The organism is Streptomyces noursei (assembly GCF_001646665.1).
Lineage (GTDB): Bacteria > Actinomycetota > Actinomycetes > Streptomycetales > Streptomycetaceae > Streptomyces > Streptomyces lavendulocolor.
Window position 1 is genome coordinate 48,699 of sequence record NZ_LWBU01000369.1, and the last position, 21,571, is coordinate 70,269.

Annotated in this window: 15 protein-coding genes, 1 other RNA gene and 1 pseudogene; 13 read left to right on the plus strand and 4 right to left on the minus strand. The window is 73.8% G+C overall.

Annotated features, from left to right (window positions below; genetic code table 11):
- Nucleotides 1-53: 53 nt before the first annotated feature.
- Nucleotides 54-1,490 carry an ABC transporter substrate-binding protein gene (locus tag A4V12_RS27560; RefSeq protein ID WP_064072150.1) on the minus strand — a complete coding sequence of 479 codons (1,437 nt, stop codon included), beginning with the start codon at nt 1,488-1,490 and terminating at the stop codon, nt 54-56.
- 159 nt (nt 1,491-1,649) lie between these two features.
- Complete coding sequence (locus A4V12_RS27565) at nt 1,650-4,919, minus strand: FHA domain-containing protein (RefSeq protein WP_064072151.1); 3,270 nt, start codon at nt 4,917-4,919, stop codon at nt 1,650-1,652.
- Between the two features lie 442 nt (nt 4,920-5,361).
- On the opposite strand from A4V12_RS27565, the gene A4V12_RS27570 reads away from it, so the two are divergent.
- The 4 genes from A4V12_RS27570 to A4V12_RS27585 all read left to right on the plus strand — a co-directional run bounded on the left by A4V12_RS27570 (nt 5,362) and on the right by A4V12_RS27585 (nt 10,963).
- Nucleotides 5,362-7,077, plus strand: a complete 1,716-nt coding sequence (locus A4V12_RS27570; RefSeq protein WP_064072152.1) for a serine/threonine-protein kinase — start codon at nt 5,362-5,364, stop codon at nt 7,075-7,077.
- 107 nt (nt 7,078-7,184) lie between these two features.
- Nucleotides 7,185-8,420, plus strand: coding sequence for a serine/threonine-protein kinase (locus tag A4V12_RS27575; RefSeq protein ID WP_064072153.1), 1,236 nt, complete (start codon nt 7,185-7,187; stop codon nt 8,418-8,420).
- Nucleotides 8,421-8,469: 49 nt separating this feature from the next.
- The gene (prfB, locus tag A4V12_RS27580; RefSeq protein WP_064072154.1) at nt 8,470-9,576 is read left to right on the plus strand and encodes a peptide chain release factor 2; all 1,107 of its coding nucleotides are present in this window, start codon (nt 8,470-8,472) and stop codon (nt 9,574-9,576) included.
- 394 nt (nt 9,577-9,970) lie between these two features.
- Nucleotides 9,971-10,963 carry a hypothetical protein gene (locus tag A4V12_RS27585; protein WP_064072155.1) on the plus strand — a complete coding sequence of 331 codons (993 nt, stop codon included), beginning with the start codon at nt 9,971-9,973 and terminating at the stop codon, nt 10,961-10,963.
- A 132-nt stretch (nt 10,964-11,095) separates the two neighbouring features.
- On the opposite strand, the gene A4V12_RS27590 is transcribed toward A4V12_RS27585, so the two are convergent.
- Nucleotides 11,096-11,287 carry a hypothetical protein gene (locus A4V12_RS27590; protein ID WP_064072156.1) on the minus strand — a complete coding sequence of 64 codons (192 nt, stop codon included), beginning with the start codon at nt 11,285-11,287 and terminating at the stop codon, nt 11,096-11,098.
- 282 nt (nt 11,288-11,569) lie between these two features.
- Between A4V12_RS27590 and ftsE the strand changes: the two genes are divergently transcribed.
- The 5 genes from ftsE to ssrA all read left to right on the plus strand — a co-directional run bounded on the left by ftsE (nt 11,570) and on the right by ssrA (nt 15,531).
- Nucleotides 11,570-12,259: a cell division ATP-binding protein FtsE gene (gene ftsE / locus A4V12_RS27595; protein WP_064072157.1), complete on the plus strand. Its 690-nt coding sequence runs from the start codon at nt 11,570-11,572 to the stop codon at nt 12,257-12,259.
- 50 nt (nt 12,260-12,309) lie between these two features.
- Complete coding sequence (ftsX, locus tag A4V12_RS27600; RefSeq protein ID WP_064072158.1) at nt 12,310-13,230, plus strand: permease-like cell division protein FtsX; 921 nt, start codon at nt 12,310-12,312, stop codon at nt 13,228-13,230.
- 67 nt (nt 13,231-13,297) lie between these two features.
- On the plus strand, nt 13,298-14,482 hold the full coding sequence (locus A4V12_RS27605; protein WP_064072220.1) for a S41 family peptidase: 1,185 nt from the start codon (nt 13,298-13,300) through the stop codon (nt 14,480-14,482).
- An 18-nt stretch (nt 14,483-14,500) separates the two neighbouring features.
- A complete protein-coding gene (gene smpB / locus A4V12_RS27610) occupies nt 14,501-14,986 on the plus strand; it encodes an SsrA-binding protein SmpB (RefSeq protein ID WP_064072159.1) in 486 nt (161 codons plus the stop codon).
- Between the two features lie 174 nt (nt 14,987-15,160).
- Nucleotides 15,161-15,531: a transfer-messenger RNA gene (gene ssrA / locus A4V12_RS27615) on the plus strand.
- Nucleotides 15,532-15,594: 63 nt separating this feature from the next.
- On the opposite strand, the gene A4V12_RS27620 is transcribed toward ssrA, so the two are convergent.
- Complete coding sequence (locus A4V12_RS27620) at nt 15,595-16,935, minus strand: MFS transporter (RefSeq protein WP_107415527.1); 1,341 nt, start codon at nt 16,933-16,935, stop codon at nt 15,595-15,597.
- 95 nt (nt 16,936-17,030) lie between these two features.
- Between A4V12_RS27620 and A4V12_RS27625 the strand changes: the two genes are divergently transcribed.
- From A4V12_RS27625 to A4V12_RS27640, 4 genes and pseudogenes are all read left to right on the plus strand, one after another.
- A complete protein-coding gene (locus tag A4V12_RS27625) occupies nt 17,031-17,984 on the plus strand; it encodes a LysR family transcriptional regulator (RefSeq protein WP_064072161.1) in 954 nt (317 codons plus the stop codon).
- A gap of 145 nt (nt 17,985-18,129) precedes the next feature.
- Nucleotides 18,130-19,155, plus strand: a complete 1,026-nt coding sequence (locus tag A4V12_RS27630; protein ID WP_159028947.1) for a hypothetical protein — start codon at nt 18,130-18,132, stop codon at nt 19,153-19,155.
- Nucleotides 19,156-21,342 carry a glycosyltransferase gene (locus A4V12_RS27635; RefSeq protein ID WP_079137391.1) on the plus strand — a complete coding sequence of 729 codons (2,187 nt, stop codon included), beginning with the start codon at nt 19,156-19,158 and terminating at the stop codon, nt 21,340-21,342.
- Nucleotides 21,339-21,571, plus strand: a pseudogene (locus A4V12_RS27640) (hypothetical protein); the annotation flags it as partial. The gene A4V12_RS27635 and the pseudogene A4V12_RS27640, both read left to right, overlap by 4 nt.

Genomic DNA, 21,571 nt, shown 5'->3' on the forward strand with positions numbered 1-21,571 from the left:
GGGGCGCGGGCGGCGTGGCCGCCGCGCCCCCCGTTGCCGGCGCCGTCACGGCGTCAGCTCTTGCCCTGGTACGCCTTGGCCGCGTCGGCCTCCAGCCTCGCCTGCGTACCCGCGACGTCCTTCGGGTTCTTCAGGAAGTCCTGGAGCGCCTTCCACTCGCCCTTGCCGGGTGTCCCGCCGAACGACTGCGGCATCTGGTCCGACATGTCGAAGCGGAAGTCGTCCCCCGCCGCGACGAGCGCCTTGCCGATCTCGCGCTGCACGTCGTTCGGGTACTCCGCGGGGTCCATCGCCTTGTTGGGCGAGAGGAAACCGCCCTCGCCCGCCCAGATCCGCGCCGCGTCGGGCGAGGCGAGGAACGTCAGCAGGGCCTGGGCGGCGGGCTTGTCCGTCAGCGCGACGGCCACGTCGCCGCCGGTCACCACCGGCGCCTCGGCTCCGACCGCCGGGAAGGGGAACGCCTTCGCGTCCGTACCCACCTTCGCCTCGGTCTGCGCGATGTTGATCGAGACGAAGTCGCCCTCGAAGACCATCCCGGCCTTCGGCGCGTCCCCGCCGGTGAAGGTCTGCGTCACGGACGCCGGGAACTCCGTCTGGAGCGCGCCGGCCGCGCCGCCCGCGATCAGGTTCGGCTTCCCGAAGACGTCGGCGAGGGTGGTGAGAGCCCGCGCGACGGACGGGTCGGTCCACGGGATCTCGTGCCGGGCCAGCCGGTCGTACTTCTCCGGGCCGGCCTGGGAGAGGTAGACGTTCTCGAACCAGTCCGTCAGGGTCCAGCCGTCCGCCCCGCCGATCGAGAAGGGCGTCACCCCCGAGGCGGACACCGTCTCGGCGGTGGAGAGCAGTTCCTTCCACGTCTTCGGCTCCGAGACCCCCGCGTTCTCGAAGACGGCCGTGTTGTACCAGATCAGCGACTTGTTCGCGGCCTTGAAGTACACGCCGTACGGGGTGCCGTCCACGGCTCCGAGGTCCTGCCAGCCCTTGGAGTAGTTCTTGGCCAGCTGCGCCCTGGCCTCCGGCCCGGCCGGCCTGGCCCACTTGCGCTCCACGGCCTGCTTCAGCGCGCCCACCTGCTGGAGCATGGCCACGTCCGGCGGCGCACCACCCGCGATCTTCGTGCCGATGTAGTTCAGCATCGCGTCCTGCGTCGGTACGTAGGCGACCTCCGCCCCGGTCCGCTTCTCGAACTCGTCGAGGACCTTCGTGAACGCCTGCTGCTCCGGGCCCGTCCACACCGCCACGACCTGGACCTTCTGGCCGTCCAGCTTGGGCAGCCGGACGCTCGCGGCGCCGGTCCCGGTGTCCTTGCCCGGTTCCGGCCCGCCGCCACCGTCGCCGTCGCCGCAGCCGGCGAGCGCGAGGGCGCAGACGGCCGCCAGGGCGACGGCGGCCCGGCGCGACCCGCGTGGCGAGCGGGTCCCCGGCGTCGTGAGTGTCGTGAGCGCCCTGCGTGTCGTGCGTGTCGTGCGTGTCCGAAGAGTTGTGCGCATCACTGCCCCGTCTCTTCCGTGCGCGTACGCGTCCCGTCCGTCAGGTCTACGCCCGGCGTACGGGTGCCGCAATACCGCCTTCCGTGTCAAGTCGGGGATCGTGATCGGGTCGTGACGTGCTGTCAGCCCTCCGGCGGACCGGGCCGCCGGGCGCGGTCGTCAGGCGTGGGTCCTCGGCACGAGCGGCGGCAGCGGTGCCGCCCCGACCGAGCGGGCCGCCCGGTCCAGCGCGCTGGCCAGCAGCGCCAGGTCCGTCGGACCGTTGCCCAGCTCGCGCACCGGGCGGCGGGTGGGCGGATCGCCCATGCGCTCCCACTCCAGCGGCACCACGGTGGGCCGCTGCGTGGCCGTCCGGGGGATGCGCCCGGTGACCCGGCCCGCCTGGAAGGGCGTCACCCGGCCGTCCGGGTGCCCCAGCCGGCCGCGCCCCGGCGCGGGGACGTCCGGCCCGGGCGAGGCGGGCGGGGCGTCCAGCACCACCCGCAGCCGCGCCTGGCGGGCCAGCTCCGTGTCGGCCGTGCGGTCCGGGCGGGCGGACGTCACCACCAGGTGGACGCCCAGCCGGTGGCCGTCGCGGGCCACCGCCTCCAGCGCCCGCACCACCGAGCCCGCCGCCGGGCGGCCGGGGCTGCCCAGCGAGGGTGCCACCAGCGCGTCGTAGTCGTCGACCAGCACGACCAGGCGGGGCAGCGGCGGCGGGACGTCGTCCTTCGCCGCACGGGCGGCGGGGCGCAGCCGGAGCGTGCCGGTGGGCGGCCCGTCGAGGCCGTCCGGCTCGCCGGGGCCGGCGGACCCGGCCGGGGTGCCGGGGCGGGCCGGGTCGCCGGGCCGGGCCGGTTCGTGGGGGCGGCCGCCCGGCTCGTGGGGGCGGCCCTGGTCCGAGGGGCGGCGCGGTCCGACCATCCGGTCCGCGACCTCCCGCAGGGTGTGCCACTCGGCGAAGTCCTGCCGGCCCAGCAGCTCCGAGCGGCGCTTCAGCTCCGCCCCGAGCGCCTGGGCGAACGCACGCATCCGCACCGGGTCCGACGCCACCAGGTGCTCCGTGGCGTGCGGCAGTTCCGTACAGGGCGCGAGGCCGTCACCGCGCCCGCCGCCCGCGCCGTCGACCAGCAGCAGCCCGAGCCGGTCGGGGCGGGACGCGGCCGCCAGGGAGGCGGCGACGGAACGCAGCAGCTCGGTGCGGCCGCTGCCCGCCGGGCCCTCGATCAGCAGGTGGGGGCCCTCCGTGGTGAGGTCCACCGACAGCGCCCCGCGCGGGCCGGTGCCCAGCACGGCGGTGCCGTCCGGGGCCGAGGCCCAGCGGGCCATCAGGGACGCGGGCGTGGCGCGGGCCAGCCCCAGCTGGTCCAGCAGCCGGGAGGACGGCGGCAGGGGTACGGCGGTGGCGCGCCCGCGCGGGGCGGTGCCCCCGGCCGCGGCGCCCCCCGCGTGCTCCTCGCGCTCCGCCCGCAGCGGGGCGAGCGCCCGGGCGAACCGCTCGGCCCAGGCGGCGGACACCGCGTCGACCGTGCCGACCGTGCCGTGACCGGCGGGCCGGCCGCCGGCCGTGCGCATCAGGCGCAACGCCGTCGCCACGTCGCCGGACAGCAGCGCGGCCGCCCCGCACTCGCGGAACGCGAGCGACGCGGCGCACGCCGTCTCGTACGTCTCCATGACCGGCGACAGCGGCGAGGCGGCCGGCGTCTCGGCCAGGCACACCAGGTGGATGCCGGACGCCGCGCCCGCACCGGCGAGCCGCGCGGTCGTCTCGCGCAGCTCGGCCGAGCCCGGGTCGCCGTCCACGATCACCACCGTGTACGTCCCGCACTCCGCGCCGTGCCGCTCGGCGGCCTCCGCGACGGCCCTGCGGTCGGCGCTCGCCCAGCCGGGGCCGAGTGGCCCGTCGTCCAGGCGCCGGGTCAGCTCGGCGGTCCTGGCGGCCGCCTGCTCGTGGTCGAACGCCAGCAGCAGCCGGCAGTCCTGGCCATGGGCCGGGCGCACGTGCGGGAGCCAGCCGAGCCAGCTCCACTCGCGGGCGCGGCGCGCGGAGCTGAGCAGCACCACCTCCAGGTCGGCGGGCGCGTGCAGCGCGACCAGCTGGGCCACCACGGAGCGCGTCAGGCCGAGCAGGCGGGCCCGCGGCCCGGCGAGCCCGAGCGACCCCGCCTCGCGCAGGCCCACGGTGACCGGCACGGCGGACAGGTCGGCCCGGTCGGTGGTGCCCAGCCGCACGGCCAGCGCCTCCGGATGGCCGGGACCCCGCTCCCACAGGCGCGGCCCCGGGCCGAGCGCGGTGAGCAGCACGGTGGCCGGGTCGGGCCAGGTCTCGTGCACGGCGCGGCCTCCGGGGAGCGCGGGGCGGGGGCCCTGCGGTGCCTCGGCGGGCCCGTCGGCCCGCCCGCCGGTGAGCCGCCGCGCCCAGGCACCTATGCCCCGTTTACGGACGGGGGCGGGGGCGTGGGCCGGCGGGTGGCCGGGGGCGGAGGCGGTCACCGGGCCGGCGGGAGCAGCGGCGGCGGGCGCCTCGGGGGCGTCGCCGGTGACGTCCAGGGTGGCGCCGACCGGAGTGCCCCGCGCGGGGGTGGTCCGGGCGCGGGTGGCCTGCGCCGGGACGGCCCGCGGGGCGGCGCCGGGGTGCGGGGCGGCCAGCGGCGCGGGGGTGTGCGCCCCGGCGCCCGTACCGTCCGACGGGGCGCCCGCCGACGGCGCCCGGCCGTCCCCGTCCGGGGCGCGCCGGGCCGCCTGCCGCGGCACCCGCGGGTCGCCCTCCGCCCCGGGCCCGGCCGTGGCGGTGGCGCCCGCGCGGGAGACCCGGAGGTGGCCCTCCCCGTCGGGCGCGGTGGCCAGCGGGGAGCCGTCGGCCGCGGGCCGGCCCGCCGTCAGCCGCAGCGTCGACTCGCCCAGACGCAGCAGGGCGCCCGGCGTCAGGCGGACCGGCCGGGCGCCGACCTCGTCGCCGTCCAGGGTGGTGCCGTTGGTGGAGCCCAGGTCCGCGACCGTGACGCGGCCGTCGTCCGCCACGGTCACCGCGCAGTGCAGGCGCGACACGTCCGGGTCGTCGAGGGGCACGTCGGCGTCGGCGGCGCGGCCGATGCGGATCTGCCCGGGGTGCAGCAGGTGGACCCCTCCGGCGTCCGGCCCGGCCACCACGTGCAGCCGCGTCGCCGCGCCGTCCAGGGGCGCGTGGTCCTCGCCGGGCACGTGGAGCGAGAGCACCGCGCCGTCCACCAGGGGCGGTTCGCCCAGCACACGGCGCTGCGCGTCCAGCCGCTCCCCGCCCGCGTACAGCACGACGGCGCCCGAGGAGTCGGCGCCCGACACGGCGGCGGCCAGCCCGGAGGCGACGGCGGCCAGCGCGGTCCCGGCCGGGGCGGTGACAAGCACGTCACAGGCGCGTCCCGCGGCCTGGCCGCCGGTCGGCGCCGCGAGGACGGTCAGCCGGATCTGCATCGCCGTCAGCGGTCCCTTCTGCGCGGCGCGCCCGGCGGCGGAGGGAATGGCCCGTCCCGATCTCCCCCCACCCGCCACGGACGCGTCGTCCGGTCAGGTCGGCACGGACCACGGGGCTCCCGACCCCGCGATGCGCCGTGCTGGGGGCATCCTCCCACCTGGCACTGACAACTCGTCCCCGGCCCACCAAGAAATGATCTTGATCGGTCGGACCCGGTCAGGAAAACGCCTGCTTGCACACCCCTTGGGATCATGTGCGCCGGCGAGAGTCGTGTCACCCTGGCAACCGTGTCCCCTCCGCACGCGTCTTGCAGGGTCGGACGGGAGCGGAGGACGACCCGCCGGTGTGCCGCCGTCCGGCACTACAGTGGGGCGGACACCCGGGCGGACCCGAGAGGGGGGCTCGGACAGGCAAGGACCACGATCGCAGGGAGCGCATGACGTGCGGCCGGTAGGCAGCAAGTACCTGCTCGAGGAGCCGCTGGGGCGCGGCGCCACGGGCACCGTCTGGCGAGCCCGCCAGCGTGAGACCGCGGGCGCCGAGGCGGCCGTGCCCGGACAGCCCGGCGAGACCGTCGCGATCAAGGTCCTCAAGGAGGAGCTCGCGAACGACGCGGACGTGGTGATGCGCTTCCTCCGGGAGCGCTCCGTCCTGCTCCGCCTCACCCACCCGAACATCGTGCGCACCCGCGACCTCGTCGTCGAGGGCGACCTCCTCGCCCTCGTCATGGACCTGGTCGACGGCCCCGACCTGCACCGGTACATCCGGGAGAACGGCCCGCTCAGCCCGGTCGCCGCCGCGCTGCTCACGGCCCAGATCGCCGACGCGCTCGCCGCCAGCCACGCCGACGGGGTGGTCCACCGCGACCTGAAGCCCGCCAACGTGCTGCTCGCCGAGCGCGACGGCCAGATGCACCCGATGCTCACCGACTTCGGCATCGCGCGCCTCGCGGACAGCCCCGGCCTCACCCGTACGCACGAATTCGTCGGCACGCCCGCCTATGTGGCGCCCGAGTCCGCCGAGGGCCGCCCGCAGACGTCCGCCGTGGACATCTACGGCGCGGGCATCCTCCTCTACGAGCTGGTCACCGGCCGGCCGCCGTTCGCCGGCGGCACCGCGCTGGAGGTGCTCCACCGCCACCTCAGCGAGGAGCCGCGCCGCCCCTCCACGGTGCCGGGCCCGCTGTGGACCGTCATAGAGCGCTGCCTCAGCAAGGACCCCGAGCGCCGCCCCAGCGCCGAGAACCTCGCCCGTGGCCTGCGTACCGTCGCCTCCGGCATCGGTGTGCACGCCACGCCCGCCCAGATCGAGGCGGCCGAGGGCGTGGGCGCCCTCCTCGCCCCGGACCCGGCGCCGGCCCCGGTCCCCCAGACCCCGGGCGCGGCGGACCCCACGCAGGTCCTGCCGGGCAACGCGGGCCAGTACGACCCGGCAGCCCCCACCAGCGTGCTGCCCACCAGCGGCGCCGGGGGCCACGGCGGCCACGGCGCCGCCGACCCGACCGCGGTCATGCCGCCCGTGCCGCCCAGGCCGGACGGACAGCCGCAGCCGGAGGAGCCGCACCCGTGGCAGAGCCAGCTGCGCGCCGCCCGTGACCGCAACGAGCAGACCCAGGTCCAGTACCTCGACCCGAGCCAGGACCCCCTGCGCCGCCGTCCGCAGCGCCAGGCGCCGCAGCAGCCGCCGCAGCCGCCCCGGCACGAGCAGCGCCCGCAGCAGCAGTACCCGCCGCAGCACCAGCGCCCGCAGCAGCGGCCGCCGCAGCCGCAGCGGCAGCAGTACGCGCCGCCGCCGCCCCCGCAGCAGTACCCGCCGCAGTACCAGCAGCCGCAGCACCACCAGCCCCAGCACCACCAGCCGCAGCAGCCGCAGGCGCCGGCGCCGAGACCGCCCCGCGAGCCGCGGCCGCCCCGGCAGCGCAGCGCCAACCCGATGCGCATCCCGGGTCTGGGCTGCCTCAAGGGCTGCCTGTTCACGATCGTGCTGTTCGTCGTGGCCGGCTGGCTCATCTGGGAGCTCACGCCGCTCCAGGACTGGGTCGCCGAGGGCAAGAGCTACTGGCAGGCCATCAGCGACGGGGTGACCACGGTCTCCGACTGGATCTCGGAACTCGGCAACAGCTCCGGCTCCACCGGCGACACGCCCGCGGGGCAGTAACCCAGTCGCTTTGTCGACTTCCGAGGGGCGATTTCCCCTCGGTGGTGAGTACCGGCGCCCGCGCCCGCGTAACTTTGTCGGGAACGCCAGCCGCTGAGGGAGCAGTCTTGGCACGGAAGATCGGCAGCCGGTACACGGCCCACCAGATCCTGGGGCGGGGCAGTGCCGGAACGGTGTGGCTCGGCGAGGGCCCGGAGGGCCCCGTCGCCATCAAGCTGTTGCGCGAGGACCTGGCCTCCGACCAGGAACTCGTCGGACGCTTCGTCCAGGAGCGCACCGCCCTGCTCGGGCTGGACCACGCGCGCGTGGTCGCCGTCCGCGACCTCGTCGTCGACGGCAACGACCTCGCCCTCGTCATGGACCTCGTCCGCGGCACCGACCTGCGCACCCGGCTGGACCGCGAGCGCCGGCTCGCCCCCGCGGCGGCCGTCTCGATCGCCGCCGACGTCGCCGAGGCCCTGGCCGCCGCGCACGCCGCCGGGGTCGTCCACCGCGACGTCAAGCCGGAGAACATCCTGCTCGACATGGAGGGCCCGCTCGGCCCGGGCGGCGCCCACCCGGCCCTCCTCACCGACTTCGGCGTCGCCAAGCTGATCGACACCCCCGGACGCACCAAGTCCACCCGTGTCATCGGCACGCCCGACTACGTGGCCCCGGAGATCGTCGAGGGCCTCCCGCCGCGCGCCTCCGTCGACATCTACGCCCTGGCCACGGTGCTGTACGAGCTGCTCGCCGGCTTCACGCCGTTCGGCGGCGGCCACCCCGGCGCGGTGCTGCGCCGGCACGTGACCGAGACCGTCGTCCCGCTCCCCGGCATCCCGGACGAGCTGTGGCAGCTGATCGTCCAGTGCCTGGCCAAGGCCCCCGCGTCCCGGCTGCGCGCCTCGGAACTCGCCGCCCGCCTGCACGACCTCCTGCCGCTCGTGGCCGGCATGCCGCCGCTCGACGTGGACGAGCCGGACTCCGAGCCCGCCGCGGATGCGTACGACGACGATCCGTACCCCACGCTCCCCGACGCCCCGCGCCGCACCGCCGTGCCGCTGGTGCCGGGCTCGTCCACCGACTCCAACCGGGACACCCACACCTCGATGCGCGTCCCGGCCCCCGACGAGCTGTCCGGCGGCCCCCGGGGCACGGCCCGCGCACCCCGCCCCGCCGGCGGCCGGCGTCCCGGTTCCGCCCGGCACCGGTCGGAAGCGGTCCGCAAGCGCCGCATCACCCTCGGTGTCGCCGCGCTCGCCCTGGTCACCGCCGCCGGGCTGGGCGGCTACCTGGCGACCGCCGAGGAGGACGGGGGCGTCCCGCCCCAGGACTCCAAGCAGTCGGCCCCGTCACAGCCCTAGACGCTCCCGGGGGGCCCGTGCTGTCGCACGCAGCCGTTACGCTGGTGTCGTGGCAGTCGTCGATGTATCCGAAGAGCTGAAGTCCCTCTCCTCGACCATGGGGTCGATCGAGGCCGTCCTGGACCTCGACAGGCTGAGGGCAGACATCGCCGTGCTCGAGGAGCAGGCCGCGGCCCCGTCCCTCTGGGACGACCCGGAGGCGGCGCAGAAGATCACGAGCAAGCTCTCGCACCTCCAGGCCGAGGTGCGCAAGACCGAGGCGCTGCGCAGTCGTATCGACGACCTCGCCGTCCTCTTCGAGCTCGCCGAGGAGATGGACGACCCGGACACCCTCGCCGAGGCCGAGGCGGAGCTGGTCTCCGTCCGCAAGGCCCTCGACGAGATGGAGGTCCGCACCCTCCTCTCCGGTGAGTACGACGAGCGCGAGGCGCTGGTCAACATCCGCGCGGAGGCCGGCGGCGTGGACGCCTCCGACTTCGCCGAGCGCCTCCAGCGCATGTACCTGCGCTGGGCCGAGCGGCACGGGTACTCGACGGAGGTCTACGAGACGTCGTACGCGGAAGAGGCCGGCATCAAGTCGACCACCTTCGTCGTCAAGGCGCCGTACGCCTACGGCACGCTCTCGGTCGAGCAGGGCACCCACCGCCTGGTCCGCATCTCCCCGTTCGACAACCAGGGCCGCCGCCAGACGTCCTTCGCGGGCGTCGAGGTGCTGCCGGTCGTCGAGTCGTCCGACCATGTCGAGATCGACGAGTCCGAGCTGCGCATCGACGTCTACCGTGCCTCCGGCCCGGGCGGGCAGGGCGTCAACACCACCGACTCGGCCGTGCGCATCACGCACATCCCGACCGGCATCGTGGTCTCCTGCCAGAACGAGCGCTCCCAGATCCAGAACAAGGCGAGCGCCATGAACGTCCTCCAGGCGAAGCTGCTGGAGCGCCGCCGCCAGGAGGAGCAGGCCAAGATGGACGCCCTCAAGGGCGACGGCGGCAACTCCTGGGGCAACCAGATGCGTTCGTACGTCCTGCACCCGTACCAGATGGTCAAGGACCTGCGTACGGAGTTCGAGGTCGGCAACCCGCAGTCCGTCCTGGACGGCGAGATCGACGGCTTCCTGGAGGCGGGCATCCGCTGGCGGAAGCAGCAGGAGAAGTAGACCCGGGCCAACACCCCGGAACAGACGGCGACTTCGGCGCCGGACGGCCCGCTGTGCGGGCGGTCCGGCGCCGTTCGCGTACCTCGGCGCCATTCGCTGGCGCAAGCGCCGCACCGGACGCCACCTCGCTTTGTCGACAAGGGAACTGGCCTTTGACAGGCCGTTGTTCGCCTTTTACGTCACAGTTGCATCGTTGCACCCCAGGCAACTCTGATCATTTCGGGCATCGCACGCGCAACCGCCTTGACGCTCATACGAAAACTGGGAAAGCTGACGCGCGGCATGCGCATGACTGGGGCGCGTGTGATCGGGGGCAGCATGTGAGCCAGACCCCCAGGTCCGCTGCCCCGAGCGCTGCTCCATGCTCGAATCAGCTACTGGGGGTAGCAGGCAGATGACCAAGATGACGCGGGTCCGCGTGGCGCGGATCGCAGCCGGCGCGGTGATCGCGGCCGGAGCGTCCCTGACCGCGGCGGGCGCCGCCTCGGCGGTCGGCATAGACGTCGAGGTCGCCGGCATCGGCGTCCGCGCCGAGGCCAACGAGGGCGGCCTGGAGGCCGGCCTCGGGATCAACGACGGCGACCCGGGCGGTGTCGACAGCGGTGGCACCACCGACGGTGGCACCACCGATGGTGGGACGACCGACGGTGGCACCACGGACGGCGGCACCACGGACGGTGGGACGACCGACGGTGGGACGACCGACGGTGGTACCACGGACGGTGGGACGACCGACGGTGGGACCACGGACGGTGGCACCACCGATGGTGGGACGACCGACGGCGGCACGACCGACGGTGGTACCACGGACGGTGGGACGACCGACGGTGGGACCACGGACGGTGGCACCACCGATGGTGGGACGACCGACGGCGGCACGACCGACGGTGGGACCACGGACGGTGGCACCACCGATGGTGGGACGACCGACGGTGGCAACGGCAACTCCGGCGGCAACGGCAACTCGGGTGGCAACGGCAACTCGGGTGGCAACGGCAACGGCGGCTCCACGGGCGGCAACGGCGGCACGACCGGCGGCAACGGCGGTACCACCGGCGGTAACGGCGGCACCACCGGTACCGGCGGCAGCACCGGCGGCGACCAGGGCGGCTCCACCGCGGGCGGTTCCACCACCGGCTCCGTGACCGGCGGCGACGACGCCGGCACCTGCACCGTCGACCTCGACGGTGCCGAGTGCGCCGACAACACCGACACCGACTCCGCCGGCTCCAAGCCGGTCGAGCAGGGTGAGGCCAAGGAGGAGCTCGCCGAGACGGGCGCCGCCGAGACCTCGTTCCTGCTCATCGGCGCCGCGACGATGATCGCCGGTGGCATCGGCTTCCGTATGCTGCCGCGCCTCGTGGGCGGCGGCCGCACGGTCGCGTAACCGACCGGCCGTCGAATGACACGGAAAGGGCCCGGGCGGGCCGGGAACGGCCGCCCGGGCCCTTTCCCGTGCGCGCGGCGGGCGCGCGACGGACGTACGGACCGTGGGGGTGCGGGGACCTGCGGGGGACTCCTACGCGGTCTGGTGGGCCAGCAGGGCCACCGCCGCGACCAGGAGCAGCAGGAGCGTCAGCAGGGCCACCGGGTTCAGCCCTCCGAAGGGGCCCTCCTGCTGGAGGCGCTGCCGGTTCGCCCGGCAGACGGGGCACCGGCCCTCGTTGACGGGCGCCGCGCAGTTGGCGCACACCAATCGGTCATAGGTCATGCGCTCTCCTCCTCCCGCGCGGCGGAGCCGCAGACGCGGACCGTGCACTGACGCGGACTGTGCACACAGGTTCTCTCCGCACAACGCTCAGGGAAACGCATCCGTTCCCCCTACCACTGTGCCAGGTCCGGAGAGTTTAGGCGCGCCCCACCGGACCACCCGCCCGCCCGGCCCCTTGGCACACACGGACAAAAAGGGCAAGGCTGGACGGCGACTGCACGTGGCATGCCCAGTCGCGTATGGTCACGCACACCTATACTCCCTGCCGACCGTGGTGCACCCGTGATCCGATTCGACAACGTCTCCAAGACCTACCCGAAGCAGAACCGCCCCGCGCTCAGGGACGTCTCCCTCGAGATCGAGAAGGGCGAGTTCGTCTTCCTGGTCGGGTCCTCCGGCTCCGGAAAGTCCACCTTCCTGCGGCTGGTCCTGCGCGAGGAGCGCGCCAGCCACGGCACGGTGCACGTTCTGGGCAAGGACCTCGCCCGGCTGTCCAACTGGAAGGTGCCGCACATGCGCCGCCAGCTGGGCACCGTCTTCCAGGACTTCCGCCTGCTGCCCAACAAGACCGTCGCGCAGAACGTGGCGTTCGCGCAGGAGGTCATCGGCAAGCCGCGCGGCGAGATCCGCAAGGCCGTCCCCCAGGTCCTCGACCTCGTCGGCCTCGGCGGCAAGGAGGACCGGATGCCCGGCGAGCTCTCCGGCGGTGAGCAGCAGCGGGTCGCCATCGCCCGCGCGTTCGTCAACCGGCCGATGCTGCTGATCGCCGACGAGCCGACCGGCAACCTCGACCCGCAGACCTCCGTCGGCATCATGAAGCTGCTGGACCGGATCAACCGCACCGGGACGACCGTCATCATGGCGACGCACGACCAGAACATCGTCGACCAGATGCGCAAGCGGGTCATCGAGCTGGAGAAGGGCCGTCTCGTACGCGACCAGGCGCGCGGCGTCTACGGCTACCAGCACTGAGCAGCAGCACCCGCAGCAACCCAGCAGCAAGGAAAGGCTGAACGCACGCGATGCGCGCCCAGTTCGTACTGTCGGAGATCGGTGTCGGCCTCCGTCGCAATCTCACGATGACCTTCGCCGTCATCGTCTCCGTGGCTCTGTCACTCGCCCTCTTCGGCGGTGCGCTGCTCATGCGCGAGCAGGTCAGCGTGATGAAGGACTTCTGGTACGACAAGGTCAACGTCACGATCTACCTCTGCAACAAGAACGACGCCGCGGCCGGCGGCACGTGCGACAAGGGCGCGGTCACCGCCCAGCAGAAGAAGGAGATCGAGGCCGACCTCAAGAAGCTCGACAACATCGTGGAGAAGGTCCACCACGAGACGGCGGACGAGGCGTACAAGCACTACAAGGAGCAGTACGGCGACACCGCCATCGCCAGCATCATCACGCCGGACCAGATGCAGGAGTCGTACCGGGTCAAGCTGAAGGACCCGGAGAAGTACAAGGTCGTGGCGACCGCGTTCGCGGGGCGGGCCGGTGTGCACTCCGTGCAGGACCAGCGCCAGACGCTGGAGAACCTGTTCCAGATGATGCGGGGCATGAACGTCGCCGCGCTGTGCGTCATGGCGCTGATGCTGGTCATCGCCCTGATGCTGATCGTCAACACCGTGCGCGTCTCGGCGTTCAGCCGGCGCCGCGAGACCGGCATCATGCGGCTGGTCGGCGCGTCGAGCTTCTACATCCAGATGCCGTTCATCATGGAGGCCGCCGTCGCGGGCCTGCTCGGCGGCGCGGTGGCCTGCGTGATGCTGCTGGTCGGCCGGTACTTCATGATCGACGCGGGGCTCAACCTGGCGCAGAGCATGCCGCTGGTCAACTTCATCGGCTGGGACGCGGTGATCACGGTGCTCCCGCTCGTCGTGGTCATCGGCCTTCTGATGCCCTCCCTTGCGGCTGCCATCGCATTGCGCAAGTACCTGAAGGTGTGACGATCGCCCGTGGCGCCGTGCGGTCAACAACCGTACGGCGCCTTTTCCTTGTCCTAGAGTGGGCGACATGCTGGGCCCCGAGTTCTGTACCCGGCCCCGCGGCGCTCGCAGCCGCGGGGCGGCCCTGACATTCGTCTTCGCCTCGGTACTGCTCGCCGCCGCGGTGACCGACCGCCTGCCCCACGAGGAGAACCCGCCCGAGCGGTCCGTCGCCCGGGCCGTGCCGGGCAGCGGCGCCGGGCGGGGCGAGGTCGACCAGCGGGAGCTGGCGCGGGCGGCGGCCGAGGCCATGGCGGACGGCAAGTCCGGCGCCAAGGCGGCCGAGGAGGTCGTCAGCCGCAGCGGCGACCGCTGGGGGGTCGTCTACGACCAGCGCGAGTACGAGGAGTTCGAGCAGGCGCTCGACGGGCGTTACACGGGCGTCGGCCTGTCCGCCCGGCGCGCGGCCGACGGCCGGATCGAGGTGGCCCGCGTCCAGGGCGGCGGGCCGGCGGCCCGGGCGGGCCTGCGGGCCGGGGACCGGATCCGCACGGTCGACGGCCGGCGCGTGGACGGCCGGTCCGCCGCCGAGGTGGTCGCCCTGCTGCGGGGCGAGGGCGCCGAGCCCGGTTCGCCGGTCGCGGTCGGGGTGCAGCGCGGCACGCGCGCGTGGACCGAGACGCTGCGCCGGGCCAGCCTCGCCACCGAGGACGTGACCGTGCAGCGGCTGTCCGGCGGGGCGCTGAGGATCAAGGTCGCGGCGTTCACCAAGGGCACGGGATTGCGGGTGCGCGATGCGGTCCGCGGGGCCCCCGAGGGCGCCGGTGTCCTGCTGGACCTGCGGGGCAACGGCGGCGGCCTGGTCACCGAGGCCGTCACGGCGGCCTCCGCCTTCCTGGACGGCGGCCTCGTCGCCACGTACGACGTGCACGGCAAGGACCGGGCGCTGTACGCGCAGCCGGGGGGCGACACCGGCAGGCCCCTGGTGGCGCTGGTGGACGGCGGCACCATGAGCGCGGCCGAGCTGCTGGCCGGGGCGCTCAAGGACCGCGGCCGGGCGGTCACGGTCGGGGCCAGGACCTTCGGCAAGGGCGCGGTGCAGTTGCCCAGCCGCCTGCCGGACGGATCGGTCGCCGAGCTGACCGTGGGGCACTACCGCACCCCCGCCGGGCACGGCGTCGACGGCCGCGGCATCGTCCCGGACGTGGTGGTCGCCGACCGGGCCGAGGAGCGGGCCCGCACGGTATTGAGTGGCCTCGGGGGCCGCTCGTAGTGCGAAAATGGCGGCACTATGGCCAAGGAAAAGAACACAGGGCGCAAACTGATCGCGCAGAACAAGAAGGCGCGGCACGACTACACCATCATCGACACCTATGAGTGCGGTCTGGTGCTGACCGGCACCGAGGTGAAGTCGCTGCGCCAGGGGCGGGCCTCGCTGGTGGACGGGTTCGTCCAGATCGACGGCAACGAAGCCTGGCTGCACAACGTGCACGTACCGGAGTACGCGCAGGGCACGTGGACCAATCACAGCGCCCGGCGCAAGCGCAAGCTGCTGATGCACCGGCACGAGATCGACAAGCTGGAGTCCAAGTCCCAGGAGACGGGTCACACCATCGTGCCCCTCTCCCTGTACTTCAAGGACGGCCGGGCGAAGGTCGAGATCGCGCTGGCGAAGGGCAAGAAGGAGTACGACAAGCGCCAGACGCTCCGGGAGAAGCAGGACCGCCGCGAGGCGGAGCGGGTGATCTCCGCGGTGAAGCGCCGCGAGCGGGCCTGACACCGGGTCCCGCACCGAGCCCGGCCCCGGGCACCGACCCGGACCCGCGGGGCCGGACGCGTCCGCCCCCCGCCGGAATAGGCTGGCACCGTCGGGCGTTGGTCACGTACGATGGCACCTGCCCCTCACAGCGGGGGCGAGCCCCCTCGGGGGCAGGGTTTGAAAAATCAACATGGGGATGATCGGTTTCGACAGCGGATGTCGAAGCAGGGGAAGCGTGTCGAGGAAGCGGCAATGATCTCGTAAACCATATGTCGCAAAAAATAATCGCCAACACCAAGCGCGATTCCTTCGCCCTCGCTGCCTAAGTAGCGAGCTTGCGAAGTGTCAGCCCGGGGCTGTTCCCGACCCGGATCCTGGCATCAGCTAGGGAACTAAACCTCTAGGCCCGGTCACGGGGTGTAGAGGGAAATCAAACAGTGACTGAGCCCGTCGGAGACTTGTCCGCGTGATCTCCGGGGCCGAGAAAATCGCAGCGGACTGCACACGGAGAAGCCCTGATTCTGCACCGTTGGACGCGGGTTCGATTCCCGCCATCTCCACGAGCGGTACCTCCGGGGGCGTGCCCCCGGACCCGTCACCCCATGTGGGCGCAAGGCCCGGCAGCCTCACGGCAGCCGGGCCTTCGTCATGCCCGTACCCGCCGCGAGGGCGAGGGCGAGCGCCGCCGCCGCGACCGGCACGCCGTACCCCGTCGCGGCGCCCAGGTGCTCGACCGTCCAGCCGCCGGCCGCCGAGCCCGCCGCGATGCCGCCGAGCAGGGCGGTGACGGCGAGCGTCATGCCCTCGTTGAGCTGCGCCGCGGGCGTCACCCGCTGGACCAGCGTCATTCCCGTGACCATGGTCGGCGCGGTGGCCATGCCGGCGAGCAGCAGGGAGCCGCCCAGCGCGAGCAGCGAGCCGGTGCCGGCCGCCGACAGCAGCGGCAGCGCCATCAGGGCGGTCATCGCGGCGAGGCAGCCGAGCAGCCGGCGCCGTACGTCGCCGCCCGGCACCGCCAGCGAGCCGTAGGCCAGGCCCGCCGCGCACGAACCGGCCGCCTGGAGGGCCAGCAGCGCACCGGCCGCGGGGCCGTCGACGTACGCCAGCGTCACGACCTCCATCGACCCGAAGACCGCGCCGGTCGCCAGGAACACCACCAGCAGCGCCGGCATGCCGGGGGCGCGCAGCGGGGTGCCCGCCGTCCCGGTGCGGGGCGCGACGGGCGGCTCGGTGGCCCGCTGCGCCGCGAAGACCAGCACACCGGTGAGGAGCAGCACCGCGCCGGCCAGGGTCCCCGCCTCCGGGAACAGGGCGGCGCACAGGAACGCGGCGAGGACCGGGCCGACCATGAAGCACAGCTCGTCGACGGCCTGCTCGAAGGCGTTCGCGGTGTGCAGGGCAGCGGGGTCGCCCCGGTGCAGATGGGCCCAGCGGGCGCGGGACATGCCGCCGGTGTTCGGGGTGGTCGCGGTCGCGGCGTACGCGGCGAACAGCGTCCACGCGGGCGCGTGGTGGCGCACGCACAGCAGCAGGGCCAGCGACCCGAGGACGGCGAGCACGGTGGCGGGCACGGCGATCCGCGCCTGCCCGTGCCGGTCGACCAGGCGGGCCGTGAACGGTGCCACCAGCGCGGTGGCGGCCAGCCCGGTGGCGGTGACGGCGCCTGCCAGGGCGTAGGAGCCGTACTCCCCGGCGATCATGATCACCGCGCTCACGCTGAACATCCCCATCGGGAGGCGCGCCACCAGGTTCCCGGCGGTGAAGGCCCGGGCGCCCGGCGTCGCGAACAGACGGCGGTAGGAGGCGAGCGTCCCCCGCGCCCCCCGCGTCCCCCGCGCCGCCCGACGCGGTGGCACGGGGGCAGGGGCGGGGGAGGGGGCCTGGTGACGGGGCTCCCGGTAACGGGGGGCGAGGACGAGGAGCTCGGGTGCGAGGGCGAGGGGCGGGGCACTGTTCGGCTGCGGCATGCGATCAGCCTCGGGCCGCCGGCCGCCGATGGTCCAACACCTGATGGGAGCCGATTGACGCACCACGGTTGTAAATTCGGCGCGTGGCCCATGACATGGAACCCCGGCTCCTGCGCGCCTTCGTGGCCGTCGCCGAGGAGCTGCACTTCACACGTGCCGCCGCCCGGCTGTACGTCGCCCAGCAGGCGCTCAGCCGGGACATCCGGCGACTGGAGCGGGAGCTGGGCACCGAGCTGTTCACCCGGACCACCCGCCAGGTGCTGCTCACCGTGGACGGGGAGCGGCTGCTGCCCCACGCGCACGCCGTGCTGGCGGCCCACGACGACCTGGGCGCCGCCTTCGCGGACCGGTCGCGGCCCCTGCTGGTGGATCTCAACACCGACGGCATGATCAGCGGCCGGGTGCTGGCGCGGGCCCGCGAACTGGCTCCCGAGTGCGAGCTGATGGCCCGCTACCAGAGCGGGCTGACCGGCGCGGCGGCGGAGATCCTCGCGGGGCGGATGGACGTCTCCTTCGGCCGGTTCGCCGGGCTGGCCCCCGCCGTCCGCGCCCGGCTGTCGGCCCAGCCCGTGCGGTGGGAGCCGATGGCCGTGCTGCTGCCGGACGGCCACCCGCTGGCCGCCCGGCCGGAGGTGGAGCTGGACGCGCTCGCCGGGGAGTCCGTGTACGCGGGCGCCGGCAACCCGGCCACCAGGGAGTGGACGGACCTGGCCGAGCGCCTCTTCGCGGGTCGCGGCATCAAGGTGGCGCCGCCGGCCCCGGTGGCGATCGGGTTCGAGGAGTTCCGCCGGGTCATGGCCAAAACTCGCGCCCCCGTCCTCGTCTCCGTGGACTTTCCGGCCATGCCCGGATGCGTGCGGCGGCCCCTGGTGGACCCCGTACCGCTCTCACCGGTCTCGCTGGTGTGGCGCAAGGGGCTGAAGCATCCGGGCGTCGAGGCGCTGCGCGCGGCGGCGGCCGAGCTGGCCGCGTCGGAGGGGTGGCTCAGGCGGCCCGCCGGAGCGTGGCTGACCGAGGGTGATTTGACGCACATGTGCCCGAATCAATGAACCATAAGCACTGTCGTCACAAGCGTGCGCTACATTCATTGTCCGGGTGCAGTGTGGTGGGGGCGCTCCGGCAGGGTGGGGGCCCGGTCCGGTGCGAGTACCCAAGCGGTCCGTGTGCGCACCCAAGGTCCGTTCAGTGGGGGATGTGCGTACAACAGTGGACAATCGGCGAGAAAGTGCCTGGAACGGGCACCAGAACGAGCCACACGACAGCACCGTCCAGCTCGACAGTCTCAGCGCCTTCGACGCGTTCGGACACCGTGGCGGCGGTCATCCGGCCGACACGCCCGGCCACCCCGCCGGCGACGCCTTCGCGACGGACGCCCAGGGGTACGCGGGCGGCGGCTTCACGTCCTGGCCCGACGAGCCCGGTCATCCGGGCGGCGCCGCGGCCCACGAGGACGCGACGATCGCCTACCGGGCCGACGCCCTCGGCCCGCTCGGCGGCACGCCCGCCGACGCCGACGCGGTCCTGACCGCCGAGCTCCCGGCGGTCACCATGTCCATACCCGCCGGCTCCCCGGCCGCGGCCCCCGCCGCGCCGTCCGCGCCGGCGGACCACGAGCCCTCCGACGGGCCGGTCTTCGTCGACGAGAGCGGCCGCCGCTCCAAGAAGCTCCGCCGGCTCGGCTGGGTCCTCGCGACCGCCTGCGCGGTGTACGCCATCACCCTCGTCGTCTCCGTCATCGGCGGCAACTCCTCCGCCCCCTGGCTGCTCATACCCGGCCCCGCCGACGAGAAGAAGACCGAGACCACCCAGGTCGAGCCCGCGCCCAGCAGCAGCGACGCGCCCGAGGCCGACACCCCCGGCGCCGTTCCCGGCGCCCCGGCCCCCACCGACTCCACGGGCGCGGTCATTCCGCAGCCCGTCGACGGCGGCACGCAGGGCGTGCCCACCGTCCCCCGCCCGGGCGCCTCGTCCGCCCCGGACGCCACCCCCAGCCCGGGAACCGTCGGAGGCACCGGCACCGGCGAGGAGCCCGCCGACCGGCCCACGCCCGTCCGGCCCACCGACGGCGGAACCACCCAGCAGCCGCCGCCCGTCGACCCGCCCGAGACGGTTGATCCGGAACCCACGGACACCACCCCGACGCCCCCGACGGAAGAACCCACCGACCCGCCGGTCGGAGAGAGCGGCGGCCAGCAGATGGCCGCGGAAGGCGCACAGTAAATGACTTCCCCCGGCAGGCGGCGTGCCCAGAAGCAGCGGCGCGTCCGCCGGCGCAGGCTGCCCATGCGCTATCTGCTGCCCTCCCTCTTCCTGGTCGCGCTCCTCGCGATGCTGATGCTGCGCGGCTACGTCCACAGCGAGATCCTCGCCGACCACCGCGTACGCCCGCCGGTCTCCTACGACCAGGTGCCCGAGCACATCCTCAAGGGCGGACCGGTCATCGACGCGCGCGACGCGAAGGCCCCCAAGGCGCTCAGCGTGCCCGACAAGAAGCTCGTCCTGACCTTCGACGACGGCCCGGACCCGGTCTGGACGCCGCGCGTCCTGGACAAGCTGAAGGAGTACGACGCCCACGGCGTCTTCTTCGTCACCGGCACCATGGCCTCGCGCCACCCCGACCTGGTCGAGCGGATGGTGAACGAGGGCCACGAGGTCGGCCTGCACACCTTCAACCACCCCGACCTGTCGTTCCAGACGAAGAACCGCATCGACTGGGAGCTGTCCCAGAACCAGCTGGCGATCGCCGGCGCCGCGGGCGTGCGCACCTCGCTCTTCCGCCCGCCGTACTCGTCGTTCTCCAGCGCCCTGGACAACGAGGCCTGGCCGGTCACCCAGTACATCGGCAGCCGCGGCTACATCACCGCCTTCAACAACACCGACTCCGAGGACTGGAAGCGCCCCGGCGCCGACGCCATCATCAAGCGCTCCACGCCCAAGGGCACCCAGGGCGCGATCGTGCTGATGCACGACTCCGGCGGCGACCGCTCCCAGACCGTCGAGGCGCTCGACCGCTTCCTGCCGCAGATGCAGAAGCGCGGGTACGAGTTCACCGTCCTCACCGAGGCGCTCGGCGCGCCCAGCGCCCACACCCCGGTCACCGGTTTCGAGCTGTGGAAGGGCCGGGCCTGGGTCACGGCCGTCGCCGTCTCCGAGAGCACGACCTCGGTGCTGGTCGGCGGGCTCGCCGTCATCGGCGTCCTGGTCATCGGCCGCTTCGGACTGATGCTCGCGCTCTCCTTCGCGCACGCCCGCAAGGTCCGCAGGCGCGGCTTCACCTGGGGCGCGCCGGTCACCGAGCCGGTCACGGTGCTCGTCCCCGCGTACAACGAGAAGGAGTGCATCGAGAACACGGTGCGCTCGCTCATGGCCAGTGACCACCCCATCGAGGTCATCGTCATCGACGACGGCTCCTCGGACGGCACCGCCGACATCGTCGAGAACATGTGGCTGCCCAACGTCCGCGTGGTGCGGCAGGTCAACTCGGGCAAGCCCGAGGCGCTCAACAACGGCATCCGGCACGCGCGTCACGACATCATCGTGATGATGGACGGCGACACGGTCTTCGAGCCGTCCACCGTCCGCGAGCTGGTGCAGCCGTTCGGCGACCCGCGCGTCGGCGCGGTCGCGGGCAACGCCAAGGTGGGCAACCGCGACTCGCTCATCGGGGCCTGGCAGCACATCGAGTACGTGATGGGCTTCAACCTCGACCGGCGCATGTACGACCTGCTGGGCTGCATGCCCACCATCCCGGGCGCGGTCGGCGCGTTCCGCCGCGACGCCCTGGAGCGGGTCGGCGGCATGAGCGAGGACACCCTCGCCGAGGACACCGACATCACCATGGCCATGCACCGCGACGGCTGGCGCGTGGTCTACGCGGAGAAGGCCCGCGCCTGGACCGAGGCGCCCGAGTCGGTGCAGCAGCTGTGGTCCCAGCGCTACCGCTGGTCCTACGGCACGATGCAGGCCATCTGGAAGCACCGCCGCGCGCTCATCGAGAGCGGCCCGTCCGGCCGGTTCGGCCGGGTCGGCCTGCCGCTGGTGTCGCTGTTCATGGTGCTGTTCCCGCTGCTGGCGCCGCTCATCGACGTCTTCCTGCTGTACGGACTGGTCTTCGGCCCCACCGGCCAGACCGTCGTCGCCTGGCTCGGCGTCCTCGCCATCCAGGCCGTGTGCGCCGCGTACGCCTTCCGGCTCGACCGGGAGCGCATGGTGCACCTGATATCGCTGCCCCTTCAGCAGCTCCTGTACCGGCAGCTCATGTACGTGGTGCTGCTCCAGTCCTGGATCACCGCTCTCACCGGCGGCCGGCTGCGCTGGCAGAAGCTGCGCCGGACCGGCGTGGTGGAGGCGCCCGGCTCCATTCCGAGCCAGCGGCGCAGCGGTGACGATCGGAGTCCTGTCGCATGACGACCCCCTCCCACCGCCCGCCGGACGACGGCTCCGACTGGTTCGGCGCCCCGGCGCCCGGCCACGACGGCGCCGACCGGTTCGCCGGAGCGGACGACGCCGCCTTCCCGGCGGCCGGCCCGTTCGGCTCCGGCGCCGACGCGTTCGGCGGCGGTGCGGCCCCGGCGGCGTACGGCACCCCGTCCGCGCCCTACGACGCCGACTTCTTCGGCACCGGCCACGCGGGCAC

Excerpts from the sequence above, each read along its gene's own strand:
- A4V12_RS27635 (WP_079137391.1), top strand. The coding sequence starts at position 19,156 with ATGACTTCCCCCGGCAGGCGGCGTGCCCAGAAGCAGCGGCGCGTCCGC.
- A4V12_RS27585 (WP_064072155.1), top strand. The coding sequence starts at position 9,971 with ATGACCAAGATGACGCGGGTCCGCGTGGCGCGGATCGCAGCCGGCGCG.
- A4V12_RS27565 (WP_064072151.1), bottom strand. The coding sequence starts at position 4,919 with ATGCAGATCCGGCTGACCGTCCTCGCGGCGCCGACCGGCGGCCAGGCC.
- ftsX (WP_064072158.1), top strand. The coding sequence starts at position 12,310 with ATGCGCGCCCAGTTCGTACTGTCGGAGATCGGTGTCGGCCTCCGTCGC.
- A4V12_RS27620 (WP_107415527.1), bottom strand. The coding sequence starts at position 16,935 with ATGCCGCAGCCGAACAGTGCCCCGCCCCTCGCCCTCGCACCCGAGCTC.
- smpB (WP_064072159.1), top strand. The coding sequence starts at position 14,501 with ATGGCCAAGGAAAAGAACACAGGGCGCAAACTGATCGCGCAGAACAAG.
- A4V12_RS27605 (WP_064072220.1), top strand. The coding sequence starts at position 13,298 with ATGCTGGGCCCCGAGTTCTGTACCCGGCCCCGCGGCGCTCGCAGCCGC.
- A4V12_RS27590 (WP_064072156.1), bottom strand. The coding sequence starts at position 11,287 with ATGACCTATGACCGATTGGTGTGCGCCAACTGCGCGGCGCCCGTCAAC.
- A4V12_RS27560 (WP_064072150.1), bottom strand. The coding sequence starts at position 1,490 with ATGCGCACAACTCTTCGGACACGCACGACACGCACGACACGCAGGGCG.
- A4V12_RS27625 (WP_064072161.1), top strand. The coding sequence starts at position 17,031 with ATGGAACCCCGGCTCCTGCGCGCCTTCGTGGCCGTCGCCGAGGAGCTG.